Genomic DNA, 13,060 nt, shown 5'->3' on the forward strand with positions numbered 1-13,060 from the left:
TGGGGAATGACGGGCCGCGGGGATCGCCGCCCATGGCTGACTTGTAGCGGCGCCGCGGCGGCGCGGCATCGTCTGTTTGGGTAGGGCGGCGACACGTGGCGCATACGGCGTCACATGGGGTGATATGGCGTGATATGGCGTGATATGGCGTCTAGGGGTTTGCCCGCGGACCGACGGCCATGGGTTGGTCCTTAGTCTGTTTGGAGTATGTGTTTGCGCCGCCGGCGCGTGAGGATTGGCCTGTCCCTCGGGACTAGTCCGGCGTGCGTGCCATGCCGGTCTGGACTAGGGCAAACCATGAAGGCAGGGGGCAAGCCGCGACCCCTTCGCCGTCCCTATAATCGGGGCACAAATGACGGGCCACAGAGCCCGCAGGAAGGCCAGCCGCCCGGCACGTCCGGCGCGCTGCGCACGCCACAATGGAGACAGAGGAAATGCTGATGGAGGTGAGCCACAACCAGGCAGCCGCACACCTGTTCGCGCAGACGACGGTGTCGCTGTCTGACTTCAGCGCGCTGCTGGGCAATATCTACCAGGGACCGATGGAACAGGTGCCGTGGGGCAAGGCGCTGGAGCAGATCCGCAGGCAGCTCGATGCCAACTACGTCACGCTGATCCTGCGCTCGCCGGCCACGGACCGGCGCGGGCTCATGATCAATGCCTCGGAGCATGGCGGTTCGACCCTGCCGGGAGAAACCTCCTACAACAACTACTACTACGCGCTCGATCCCTTCATCGGCCTGCCGTCGGACCGCGTGGTGACCATCGACGAGCATCTCGGGCGTGGCGTCTGGTGCCAGAGCGAGATCTACCTGCAGTTCCTCAAGGACGTCGGCATCCGCTACATCCTGGGCGCCGACCTGCGCACCGACGACGGCGTGGAATGCCGCTTCCGTGTCTGCCGCAAGCATGAAAGCCGCGATTTCTCGGCCGCGGACAAGGCGCTGTGCACCGCGCTGCTGCCGCACCTGAAGCGCGCGGTGGACCTGCACTCGCGCCTTGACGTGGTGGAGTCGGAACGCACCGTCTATGCCAGCGCGATCGACCGCATGCTGGTCGGCATGGTGATCCTGGACGAGACCGGCGCCATCATCAAGACCAACGCCGCGGCCGACGAGATTTTGGGCGCCAAGGACGGCATCCGCATCGCCAAGGGCGGACTGGACGTCGAGTACGGCCAGGAGAACCGCAAGTTCCAGCGCCTGCTGCGCCAGGCGATGATGGGGCACCTGGGCACCGCCCCGGCGGTGATGGAGGCGATGTCGATCACACGTCCGTCCGGCAGCGCCAGGCTGGGCGTGCTGATCCGCACCATCCCGCTCAGCGAGTGGTCGGAGGACAACCGCAAGCGCCCGGCCTGCGTGGTCTTCATCCGCGATCCGGAGCGGCGCTCGCAGGCCTCGCATGATGTGGTGCGGCAGCTGTTCGACTTCACGCCGGCGGAAACGCAGCTGGCGCTGCAGCTCGCCAATGGCCTCACGCTCGACGAAGCCGCCGAGGAGCTCGGCATCAGCAAGAACACGGCGCGCGCACACCTGCGCGCCATCTTCTCCAAGACCGGCGTGACCCGTCAGGCCACGCTGGTGCGCATGCTGCTGAGCAGCGTGATTTCTCTGGGCTGAGGCAAGGCGTCAGGGCCTTGCGCTGAGCACCAGCGCAAAGCCCTGCGGGGTCTGCAGTACCGCGCGGGTCTCATGCGGCCCCTGCGCCGCGGGCAGCGTCACGCTGGCCCCCACCTCCACCAGCCGCGCAATCGCCGCGGCGATCTCTTCCCCCTCATCCACCATGAACGCGAGCGCGGGCTGGCCAACCAGCCGTTCCTCGCCGGCCACCAGCGCCAGCGTCAGCGCGCCCGCGTCCAGCGCGCAATAGCGTTCGCCGTCGCGAAACTTCACGGCGAGCCCGAGTCCTTCCGTGAAAAACGGCAGCGCGGTGTCGATGTCCGCGACGGGATAAAGCAGCAGTCTGGATTGCATAGATCCTGGTCCTTTCGAAGGTCAACAGCGGGCATCGTTGCCCGCGACCCATGATAGGGATGGGCCATGCACTGCTCATAATCCAATCAGACGATGTTGCAACGCCTTGCGCCGCCCACACTGCGTTTCACACAGGCCGCTTCCGGCCCGAGGCGCGGCAACCGGCGGCGTCCCGGCAGCGGTCCTGAACCATCAATGCCAGGGAAGGGGACTGCAATGCGTTTTTCGCTGATCTATGAAGCACAGACCGTCGATGCCTCGCGCGCCGGCGACCACAAGGTGTTCGATGAAATCATGGAACAGGTGGTGCTGGCCGAGGACATGGGCTTCGACGTGGTCTGGGCGGTCGAGCACACCGCGCTGACCAACTACGCGCACATGAGCGCGCCGGAGACGTTCCTCGCCTTTGTCGCGGGGCGCACGCAGCGCATCGGCATCGGCCACGGCGTGGTGTGCCTGCCGCCGGCGATGAACCATCCGGTCAAGGTGGCCGAGCGCATCGCCACGCTCGACATCCTGTCCGGCGGCCGCGTGCACTTCGGCGTGGGCAAGGGCGGCACGCAGCAGGAAGCGGGTACGTTTGGCTACGACCTGAACAGCCTGCACCCGATGATCGACGAGTCGATGTACCTGATCCCGAAGATCATGACGCAGGACGAGATCGAGCACGACGGCGAGTTCATCAAGATCCCGCGCCGCCCGATCCACCCCAAGCCGCGCCAGGACCCGCATCCGCTGATGTACCTGGCCTGCACCAATGCCGATACGCTGCAGCGCGCCGGCGCGCGCGGCATGGGTGCGCTGGTGCTCGGCTTCGGCGGCCCCGAGGATGTGGCCAGGAAGAACGAGATCTATCGCACCGCGTGGGAAAGCCGCAAGGCCGAGGACCAGGTGGGCTTCCGCCCGCACCAGCACCTGGCGGCGCTGTGCCCGACCATCGTGCTGGACGATGGCCTGGCCGCGCGCAAGATCGGCATCAAGGGCCAGCGGTATTTCATGGAGTCGCTGTCCTACTGGTATGCCGGCGGCGAGCGCCCCGATCCGGCTGCGTGGGACGACGAGCATGTCACCGCGACGGACGCGCAGGGCAAGGCCGTCATCAATACGAAGTTCGCTTCCGAGAAGGTCTCGGTGGACTTCAGCGATCCGTCGATGATGATGCTGAACCCGAACCACGCCTACGGCACGGTGGAGGATTGCATCGGCTACGTGCAGCGCCTGATCGATGCCGGCGCCGATGAAATCCTGTTCATCTGCCAGATGGGCACGGTGCCGCAATGGGCGCAGCTCGAGACCATCCGCAATATCGGCGAGCACGTGATCCCGCATTTCCGCAAGCAGGGCAGGAAGCTGCGCGCGCTGGCGTGATTGCGAGAGCGTTTGATGCCTGCCGGTTTGCTCCCCTCTCCCGCTTGCGGGAGAGGGGCTGGGGGTGAGGACAGGCGGTGGCATACCGCAGGCCTGACTTTGTCAGACACGCTGGCCCTCACCCCGGCCCTCTCCCGCAAGCGGGAGAGGGAGCACACAAGAAGAAGTTGCGAGACCTGCATCAGATCAAGCCGCGGCCGGTTTGCTCCCCTCTCCCGCTTGCGGGAGAGGGGCTGGGGGTGAGGGCGGGCGGTGGCATACCGCAGGCCTGACTTCGTCAGACACGCTGCCCCTCACCCCGGCCCTCTCCCGCAAGCGGGAGAGGGAGCACACAAGCGGCAATCGAAAGGCCTGCAGCAGGTCACGCAGCTGCCTTGCTCCCCTCTCCCGCCCGCGGGAGAGGGGCCGGGGGAGAGGGCCGGCGCATCCACGAAGTGCCGCACGCCAAAGCGCGAAACAGCTAGTCCCATCAGACGATGGCACCCCGCCCGCCCAATGCAAACATCAACGCCAGCCACAAGACAAAGCGACAAGGAGACCGCGGTGCCTCACGACAACAACCCCAAGGAACTGGCCGCACGCCTGGTTGCGCGCGCCGAGCAGATGATCCCTGTGCTGGCGGAACGCGCCGCGCAGGCAGAGTCCGAAGCGCGCATCCCCGCCGCAACCATTGCCGAGATGCAGGCCGCCGGCTTCTTCAAGGTGCTGCAGCCGCGCCGCTACGGCGGCTATGAACTCGACCCCCAGACCTTCTTCCGCATCCAGATGGCGCTGGCCAAAGGCTGCATGTCCACGGCATGGGTCTACGGCGTGGTCGGCGTGCACAACTGGCAGCTTGCCCTGTTCGACGAACGCGCACAAAAGGAAGTCTGGGGCAATGACCCCGGCACGCTGATCGCCTCGACCTACATGCCGGTCGGCAAGGTCACTCCGGTCGAAGGCGGCTACCGCTTCTCCGGCCACTGGAAGTTCTCCAGCGGCAGCGAACTGTGCGACTGGATCTTCCTGGGGGGGCTGGTGCCTCCGTCCGAACCTGGCGGCGCCTACGACTACCGCACCTTCCTGCTGCCGCGCTCCGACTACAAAATCGTGCGCAACTGGGACGTGCTGGGCCTGCGCGCCACCGGCAGCCACGATATCGTCGTCGATGACGTGTTCGTCCCCGACTACCGCACCCATCGCGCCGTCGATGGCGCCATGGGCACCAGCCCGGGCCTTGCCGTCAACGACGTGCCGCTGTACCGCCTGCCGTTCGCGCAGATCTTCGTGCGTGCCGTGTGCACCGCGTGCATCGGCGCGCTGGAAGGCACCCTCGACGACTTCGTCGCCTACGCCGACGGCCGCGTCAGCAGCAATGGCGGCAGCAAGACTGCCGAGGACGGTGGCGCGCAGATGGCCTGCGCCAATGCGCAGGTGGCGATCGACGAGATGCGCACTGTCCTGGAACGCAACTTCGACGAACTGCTGGCGGTTGCGCGCGAAGGCGGCCAGGTACAGACGCCGCGCCGCCTGCATTTCCGCTACCAGTCGTCGCAGGTGGCCGAGCGCTGCGCGCAGCTGGCCAACAGCCTGCTGCGCTATGCCGGTGGCAACGGCATCTACCGCACCAACCCGATGGTGCGCCGCTTCCTCGACCTGCACGCGGCACGGGCCCATTACGCCAACAACCTGGACCGCTTCGGCCAGAACCTGGGTGGCGTGATGATGGGGCGCGCCAACACCGACTTCTTCATCTGAAGCCGCGCACCGGCAAGGGAATCCATCATGACCCAGAGCACAGCGCGCATGCAGGCCAGGGAATTCGACGTGGTGGTGGTCGGCTCGGGCGCCGGGGGCATGCTGGCCGCCTGCCGCGCCGCCGACCGGGGCCTGTCGGTGGTGGTGCTGGAGAAGAGCAGCCAGTACGGCGGCACCTCGGCGGTATCCGGCGGCGGCATCTGGATTCCGCTCAACCACCATATCGCGCCGGCGGGCGGGCAGGACAACCATGCCAAAGCGCTGGAATACGTGCTCGCCTGCACCGGCGAACACAGCGACCCGCAGCGCATCCTTGCCTACCTGGAGCAGGCGCCGCGCATGCTGCAATACCTGGAGCAGCAGGCCGGCGTGCATTACTACACGCTGCCGCGCTACGCCGACTACTTCCAGAAGCTGCCCGGCGCGATGCCCGGCTACCGTGCGCTCGACCCGATGCCGTTCGACGGCGCGCGCCTGCGCGAGGAATTCGACCGGCTCCGTCCGCCGTCACCCGGCACGCTGGTGAGCGGCCGAGTCGCCGTGACCTCCGCCGAGGCACACACGCTGCTGTGCCGCTCGCCCGGCTGGTTCGGACTGGCGGTGCGCCAGTTCGCCCGCTACTGGCTCGACATCGGCTGGCGCCGCAAGACCCGGCGCGACCGCCGCCTCACGCTCGGCAACAGCCTGGCCGGTGGCCTGCGCCGGGCGATGATGGACCGCGCGATCCCGCTGTGGCTGGAGACCTCGCTGCAGGACCTGATTGTCGAAGACGGCGCAGTGCGCGGCGTGCATGCCGTGCAGGCGGGGCAGGCTGTGGAGATTCGCGCCCTGCAAGGCGTGATCCTGGCCGCGGGCGGCTTCGAGCGCAGCCAGGCCATGCGCGAGCAATACCTGCCGCAGCCGACGCAGGCCGGCTGGAGCGCGACGCCGCCCAACAACACTGGCGACGCGATCCGCGCCGGGCAGGCCGCCGGCGCCGGCGTCGCCCTGATGTCGCATGTATGGGGCGCGCCCACGGTGCAGGTGCAGGGCGAGGAAAAGCAGCGCGCGCTGTTCATCGAGCGCGCCATGCCAGGCTGCCTGGTGGTGAACGGGCAGGGCCGGCGCTTCGTCAACGAGGCCGCGCCGTATTCCGAGTTCGTGCCGGCGATGTACCGCGACCACGACAAGACCGGCTGCAGCGTGCCGGCGTGGATGGTGTTCGACGCTACCTTCCGTCACAAGTACCCGTGCGGGCCGATCCTGCCTGGCTCGGTGATGCCGGACCGCAGCATTCCGGCCGGCCTGTCCGGCATCCTGGTGCGCGCCGACACGCTCGCGCAGCTGGCGCAGCGGATCGGCGTGGACGCCGACGGGCTGGCCGACAGCGTCGCCCGCATGAACCACTACGCCGCCACGGGCGTGGACGAGGAATTCGGCAAGGGCGACAACCTGTTCGATACCTACTACAGCGACCCTGCGGTGCGCCCCAACCCGTGCCTGGCGCCGATCGGCAAGGCGCCGTACTACGCCGTGCGGCTCGATGCCGGCGATATCGGCACCAAGGGCGGGCTGGTGACCGACGCCAGCGCGCGCGTGCTGCGCGAGGACGGCAGCGCCATCGCCGGGCTGTTCGCCATTGGCAATACCAGTGCCTCGATGATGGGCACCAGCTATCCCGGCGCGGGCTCGACGCTCGGGCCCGCGATGACCTTCGGCTATATCGCTGCGGACGTGATCGCGCAGCACGCGCGGCAGCCTGCCGCAGCGCCCCACGCTCAAACCGTACAGGAGGCCCTATGAGCGCCAATCCCGAAACCAGCACTGCGCTGCGCGACGACATGCTGAAGGCGATGCGCCGCATGGCGCGCTCGGTGGCGGTCATCAGCTGCCGCGATGGCGAGCGCCGCTATTCGATGTCGGTGACGGCAGTCGACTCGCTGTCGGCGGATCCGCCATCGCTGCTGATCTGCATCAACCGCAACTCGTCGATCTACCCGCCGCTCGATGCCGGCACGGACTTCTGCATCAACCTGCTGGCCGCCGACCATCGCGACATCGCGGTGGATTGCAGCGGCCGCCTCAAGGGCGAGGAACGCTTCACCAGCGGCGAGTGGGAGGACGACCTGCTCGGCGTGCCGTGCCTGCGCAACGCCCAGGCCAACCTGGTCTGCCGGCAGGACGGCCGCTTTGATTACGGAACCCACGCTGTCTTCATCGGCCGGCTGCGCGAGGTGCGGCTGGCGGGCGAGGTGTCGCCGCTGGTCTATGTCGACGGCGCCTATACGACGTCCGCGCCGCTGCGCGCGCTGTGTTCGGCCTGAGCCCAGGAGGCGCCAGCATGCATCCCGATTCCGTCACGCCGGTCTACGCACCGCTGCGGCTCGATGACCCCGACGCGCATCCGTGGCAGGCCGCGTGCGATGCCGTGGTGGTCGGCCTCGGCGCCGCGGGTGCCTGCGCGGCGCTGGAAGCGGCGCAAGGCGGCGCGCGCGTGATCGTCGCCGAGCGCTTCGAAGGCGGCGGCGCCAGCGCGAAGAGCGGCGGGGTGGTGTATGCCGGCGGCGGCACGTCCTACCAGGCCGCCGCGGGCTATGCCGATACGCCGCAGGCGATGGCGGATTACCTGCGCCAGGAGACAGGCGGCGTCGTCAGCGAGGCCACGCTGCAGTCCTTCTGCGAGCGCAGCCGCGACATGCTCGCCTGGCTGGAAGGCGTGGGCGTGCGCTTTGCCGCCACCGTGCCGCCACGCAAGACGTCGTATCCGGCGCAGCCGTATTACCTCTACTACTCCGGCAACGAAGCCGTGCCCGCGTACGCGCAGCACGCCGCGCCAGCGCCGCGCGGGCATCGCGTGAAAGGTCCCGGCATGTCCGGCAGCACGCTGTACGGCGTGCTGCGCGGCGCCGTGGAGGCCCGCGCGGAAGTCACGGTCATGCGCCAGAGCGCGGCGCGCCGGCTGATTGTCGACAAGGACGGCGCTGTCATCGGCGTCGAACTGTGGCAGGTGCCCCCGGGACGCCAGCAGAAGCGCCACACCCGCCTGGCACGGCTGGCCGAGCGCCTGCACAACGCCATGCCTGGCGTTGCCGACCGGTTGCGCCAGCGCGTGCTGCAACTGGAACTGCGCCATGCGCGACCCGTGGCAGTGCGTACCCGCGCCGTCGTGCTGGCAACCGGTGGTTTTATCTTCAACCGCGCCATGGTGGCGCGCCACGCCGGCAAGTACCTGCAGAACTGGCGCCTTGGCACAGCCGGGTGCGATGGCAGCGGCATCCGGCTCGGCGAATCGGCGGGTGCGGCCGCGCGGCACCTGGAGCGCGTGTCGGCCTGGCGCTTTATCAATCCGCCATTCGACTGGGGGCGCGGCTGCGTGGTCGACGGACGGGGCGCGCGCATCGGCAACGAGGAAACCTATGGCGCGACGCTGGGCCACGCCATCTGCGAACGGCATGGCGGGCGCGCCTGGCTGATCCTGAACCGCGCGCTGGCGCGCGCCGCACTGCGTGAATGCCTGGGCGGCCGCCTGTGGGCTTTCCAGGCTTTGCCCGCGGCAATGCTGTTGCTCGCGGGCGCCACGCGCGCGTCCAGCATCGAGGCCCTGGCCGGCAAGCTGGGCATGCCGCGCGACGCACTGCGCGCCACCATCGACGCCTACAGCGCCGCTGCCCGCGGAGAGATTCCCGACCCGGCCGGCAAGTCCGCGCCGATGTGCGCCTCGCTGGAGACCGGGCCATGGCTCGCGCTCGATATCTCGGCGAACTCCCGCGTCTTTCCCTGTCCGGCGATCACGCTCGGCGGGCTGTCGGTGGAAGAGTCCAGCGGCCGCGTTCTGGCTGCCGCCGATGGCGCGCCCGAAGGTGTCCCCATCCCGGGCCTCTACGCCGTGGGCCGGACCGCGGTGGGCATCGCCTCCAACCATTACGTAAGCGGCCTGTCGCTTGCCGACTGCATCTGGTCGGGGCGCAATGCGGGCCGCCACCTGACACAACAGCCTGCCGGCGAGCGGCAGGCACACACCAACGAGGAGATTTCCCATGAGCCGACGTACTGAAGGCAAGATCGCGATCGTCACCGGGGCCGCCAGCGGCGTCGGCAAGGAAGACGCACTGCTGCTGGCCCGCGAAGGTGCACGCGTGGTGTTGACCGACCTGAACGAGGAAGCGGGCCACGCGCTGGCGCGAGAGATCGGCGAGACCGCGCTGTTCGTGCCGCACGACATTGCCAGCGAAGCCAGCTGGCAGCAGGTGATGGCACGCACCGAACAGCGCTTCGGCACGCCCAATGTGCTGGTCAACAACGCCGCCGTCCTGATGCTGGGATCGGTCGAGGATGCCACGCTGGAGCAATGGCAGCGCGTGATGCGCATCAACGCCGACGGCTACTTCCTCGGCTGCAAGTACGGCGTGGCCGCGATGAAGGCGGGCGGCGGCAGCATCGTCAATATGTCGTCGGTGGCGGCATTGGGCGGCATGGGCGCGTTCTGCGCCTACAGCGCCAGCAAGGGCGCGGCGACGGCGCTGACGCGCGCCGTCGCGGGCCATTGCAAGCAGAGCGGCTACCGCATCCGCTGCAACTCGATCCATCCCGACGGCATCCTCACGCCGATGACCGCGGCTTTCCTGCCGGGCGGCGCAGCGGCCCTGCCGGAGGAGGTAGGCGGTGCCGAGCCGATGCAGCGCATGTGCCATCCGCGCGACGTGGCCAACCTGGTGCTGTTCCTGGCGTCGGACGAATCGCGCTTCATCAACGGCACGGAACTGCGCATCGATAACGCGCAGACCATCATGGGCGTGGCCTGACGCCAGCCCAGGCGAGAGAAGGAAATCATGGCGCCAGTGCAATTCCATCGGCTGCAGATCGCCGAAGTCATCACGGAAACGGAGCAGGCGCATTCGCTGGTCTTCGCGCTGCCTGACGGCTTGCGCGATGCCTTTGCCTACCGTCCCGGCCAGTTCCTGACGCTGCGCGTGCCCATCGACGGCGTGCCGCTGCAGCGCTGCTATTCGCTGTCGAGCACGCCCGAGGTCGACAACGCCTTGCGCGTGACGATCAAGCGGGTGCAAAGCGGGCGCGTCTCCAACTGGATCTGCGACCACCTTGGCGCGGGCGATACGGTCGAGGTGATGCCGCCGGCCGGCGTGTTCACCCCGCCCACGCTGCACGGCGATTTCCTGCTGCTGGCCGGCGGCAGCGGCATCACACCGGTGCTGTCGATCGCCAAGGCAGCGTTGCGCCACGGGCGCGGCGCGGTGACGCTGGTCTATGCTAACCGCGACGAGCGCTCCGTCATCTTCCGCGAGGCGCTCGGCGAACTGGCGAACAGGCACCCGGGCCGGCTGCGCGTGATCCATTGGCTGGACAGCGTGCAGGGGCCGCCGGCGCAGCGCCAGATCGAGGAACTGGTGCGGCCGTGGAGCCTGGCCGAGTGCTTTGTCTGCGGGCCAGGCCCGTTCATGGACGCCGCGCAGGCGGCGCTGCAGCAGCTGGGCGTGCCGCGCGGCAAGCTGCATGTGGAGCGCTTCGTGTCGCTGCGGGATGTACCGGCGGCCCAGCCGCCTGCAGCGCCTGCAGCGCCGGTCCCGGTCGAACCCGCAGCCATGCGCGGCGCGGCGCTGACCGTGCAGCTCGACGGCGCAAGCCACCAGCTCAACGTCGCGCCCGACGAGACGGTGCTGGATGCGCTGCAGCGCGCCGGCGTGGCCGCCCCAAGCTCCTGCCGTGCGGGTCTGTGCGGCGCCTGCATGTGCCAGGTGACGCAGGGCGACGTGACGCTCGGCGAAAACCATGTGCTCGACCGCGCCGACCTGGATGCGGGCTGGACGCTGGCCTGCCAGGCCCGCCCCGCGAGCGACGAACTCCACCTGAAGTTCCCGGATTGACATGACCCCATCTGACACCATCGACGACATTGCGGTGCTGGCCGGCCAGGATGCCCAGGACGCCCAGGAGACCGCCAACCAAGAGGATATCGCCGCGACCATTCCCGAGCTGGTGCGGGGCGCGGCGCTGCGCCACGGCGAGCGCATCGCCATCCAGGAAGACGGGCTGCGCCTGAGCTATGCCGGGCTGGATGCCTGCCGGGTCCAGGCGGGCCGCGCGCTGATGGCGCTCGGCGTGCAGCCGGGCGACCGCGTTGCGGTATGGGCGCCGAACTTCTCCGAGTGGATCATCGCGGCGCTGGCCACGCACAGCGTGGGCGCCGCGCTGGTGCCGCTCAATACGCGCATGAAGGGCGCCGAAGCCGGCGCCGTGCTGGCCGACAGCGGCGCGCGGCTGCTGTTCTGCGTCGACGACTTCCTCGGCGAGAGCTATCCGCAGATGCTGGCGCCGCATCGACCCGCCACGCTGGAGCGGCTGGTGATCCTGCGGCCGGGGCAGGGCAGGGCGCTGGCCGACGGCGAGCTGGCGTGGGATGGCTTCCTTGAACTGGCGCGGCAGGCGGACATGGCGGCGTTCGGGCAGCGCGAGGCCGAGGTGCGCGGCGACACGCCGATGGACATCATGTTCACCTCGGGCACCACCGGGCGCCCCAAGGGCGTGATGACCGCGCACGCGCAGAACCTGCGTGCCATCGACGGCTGGGCCGCAATCACGGGCGTGCGCGCCGGTGACCGCTACCTGATCGTCAACCCCTTCTTCCATACCTTCGGCTACAAGGCGGGATGGCTTGCCGCGCTGTCGCGCGGAGCCACGGTGTTGCCGCACCTGGTGTTCGACGCCGAGGCCGTGATGACGCGCGTGGAGAACGAACGCATCACGGTGCTGCCGGGGCCGCCGACGCTCTACCAGACGCTGCTCAACGCGCCACGGCTGCGCGAGTTCGACCTGTCATCGCTGCGGGTTGCGGTGACCGGCGCCTCGGCCATCGCGCCTGCGCTGATCGAACGCATGCGCGATGAGCTGGGCTTCGACACCGTGATTACCGGCTATGGCCTGACCGAATCGTGCGGCTTTGCCACGCTGACCCGAGCCGGGGACGATGCCGACACGGTGGCGGGCACCTCCGGCCGCGCCATGCCGGGGGTCGAGCTGCGCTGCGTCGATGCGCAGGGGAGGCCGGTCGCGACCGGCGAGCCGGGCGAGGTGCTGGTGCGCGGCTACAACGTGATGCAAGGCTACTTTGGGTTGCCGGAGGCGACGGCGGAAGCCATCGACGCAGACGGCTGGCTGCATACCGGCGATGTCGGCACACTCGATGCGCGCGGCTACCTGCGCATTACGGACCGCATCAAGGACATGTTCATCGTCGGCGGATTCAATTGCTATCCGGCGGAGGTCGAGAAGCTGCTGACCGCCCACCCGGCCGTGGCCCAGGTGGCGGTGGTGGGCATGCCACACGAGCGGCTGGGCGAGGTCGGGCGCGCCTATGTGGTACTGCGCCATGGCGCGCGGCTGGATGCGGAAACCCTGATCGCCTGGGCGCGCCGGCAGATGGCCAACTACAAGGTGCCGCGCGACGTGCAGTTCGTGACGTCGCTGCCGGTGAGCGCGGCGGGCAAGGTGCTGAAGTACCAGCTGCGTGAAGCCTGACCAACGGGGATCGAACATGACCGACATTGCCGGCATTGCTGACCGCCTGGCGCGCCTGGAAGCAGCCGATGCGATCCGTGCGCTCAAGCTGCGCTACCTGCGGGCGTGCGATGACAAGGATCCCGAAGCCATGCGGGCCTGCTTCGTGCCGGACCACGCGCATATCCACTATGACCGCATCGGCAGCTTTCCTGGGCGTGATGCGCTGGTGCAGTGCTTTGCGGAGCTGGCTTGTCGGCCTACGCTGCGCGAGATGCATTTTGCGGGGCAGGCGGATATCCGGGTGCTGGATGGGGAGTCGGCGCAGGGCAGCTGGGATCTGGCGTACCTGGCGCTGGATGATGCCAATGGCTCGCGTACGTTCCTGACGGGGCGCTATGCGGATGAGTATGTGCGGGTCAATGGCGCGTGGCTGATCCGGTCGACGGTGTTCAGGACCGGGTTGTTGTCGGAGGGCACGTAGGACT

General features: G+C 68.7%; 11 protein-coding genes. 10 read left to right on the plus strand and 1 reads right to left on the minus strand.

From position 1 onward, the window contains the following. The first annotated feature begins 434 nt into the window (after window positions 1-434). Entirely contained in the window at window positions 435-1,622 is a 1,188-nt protein-coding gene (locus J8I82_RS16620) for a helix-turn-helix transcriptional regulator (RefSeq protein ID WP_209759371.1), read from the plus strand. Window positions 1,623-1,631: 9 nt separating this feature from the next. Here J8I82_RS16620 and J8I82_RS16625 read toward each other — a convergent pair whose 3' ends face one another. Beyond that, complete coding sequence (locus J8I82_RS16625; protein ID WP_209759373.1) at window positions 1,632-1,976, minus strand: VOC family protein; 345 nt, start codon at window positions 1,974-1,976, stop codon at window positions 1,632-1,634. A gap of 216 nt (window positions 1,977-2,192) precedes the next feature. Here J8I82_RS16625 and J8I82_RS16630 point away from each other — a divergent pair, with 216 nt between their 5' ends. From J8I82_RS16630 to J8I82_RS16670, 9 genes are all read left to right on the plus strand, one after another. Continuing rightward, window positions 2,193-3,344 (plus strand): LLM class flavin-dependent oxidoreductase, encoded by a 1,152-nt coding sequence (locus J8I82_RS16630; protein ID WP_209759375.1) that lies wholly within the window; start codon window positions 2,193-2,195, stop codon window positions 3,342-3,344. Window positions 3,345-3,887: 543 nt separating this feature from the next. Then, the gene (locus J8I82_RS16635) at window positions 3,888-5,081 is read left to right on the plus strand and encodes a flavin-dependent monooxygenase (protein ID WP_209759377.1); all 1,194 of its coding nucleotides are present in this window, start codon (window positions 3,888-3,890) and stop codon (window positions 5,079-5,081) included. A 27-nt stretch (window positions 5,082-5,108) separates the two neighbouring features. Beyond that, entirely contained in the window at window positions 5,109-6,863 is a 1,755-nt protein-coding gene (locus J8I82_RS16640) for an FAD-dependent oxidoreductase (RefSeq protein WP_209759379.1), read from the plus strand. Beyond that, complete coding sequence (locus tag J8I82_RS16645) at window positions 6,860-7,384, plus strand: flavin reductase family protein (protein ID WP_209759381.1); 525 nt, start codon at window positions 6,860-6,862, stop codon at window positions 7,382-7,384. Before J8I82_RS16640 ends, J8I82_RS16645 begins: the two co-directional genes overlap by 4 nt. 17 nt (window positions 7,385-7,401) lie before the next feature. Further along, window positions 7,402-9,114 carry an FAD-binding protein gene (locus tag J8I82_RS16650; RefSeq protein WP_209759383.1) on the plus strand — a complete coding sequence of 571 codons (1,713 nt, stop codon included), beginning with the start codon at window positions 7,402-7,404 and terminating at the stop codon, window positions 9,112-9,114. Beyond that, the gene (locus J8I82_RS16655; RefSeq protein WP_209759385.1) at window positions 9,098-9,862 is read left to right on the plus strand and encodes an SDR family oxidoreductase; all 765 of its coding nucleotides are present in this window, start codon (window positions 9,098-9,100) and stop codon (window positions 9,860-9,862) included. The genes J8I82_RS16650 and J8I82_RS16655 overlap by 17 nt, the downstream gene beginning before the upstream one ends. Before the next feature lie 27 nt (window positions 9,863-9,889). Beyond that, window positions 9,890-10,942: a ferredoxin--NADP reductase gene (locus J8I82_RS16660; RefSeq protein WP_209759388.1), complete on the plus strand. Its 1,053-nt coding sequence runs from the start codon at window positions 9,890-9,892 to the stop codon at window positions 10,940-10,942. Between the two features lies 1 nt (window position 10,943). Beyond that, complete coding sequence (locus J8I82_RS16665) at window positions 10,944-12,593, plus strand: FadD3 family acyl-CoA ligase (protein ID WP_209759390.1); 1,650 nt, start codon at window positions 10,944-10,946, stop codon at window positions 12,591-12,593. Between the two features lie 16 nt (window positions 12,594-12,609). Then, a complete protein-coding gene (locus J8I82_RS16670) occupies window positions 12,610-13,056 on the plus strand; it encodes a nuclear transport factor 2 family protein (RefSeq protein WP_209759392.1) in 447 nt (148 codons plus the stop codon). Window positions 13,057-13,060 lie beyond the last annotated feature (4 nt).

Source organism: Cupriavidus consociatus (genome assembly GCF_017814975.1).
In the GTDB taxonomy this organism is placed as follows: Bacteria; Pseudomonadota; Gammaproteobacteria; order Burkholderiales; family Burkholderiaceae; genus Cupriavidus; species Cupriavidus consociatus.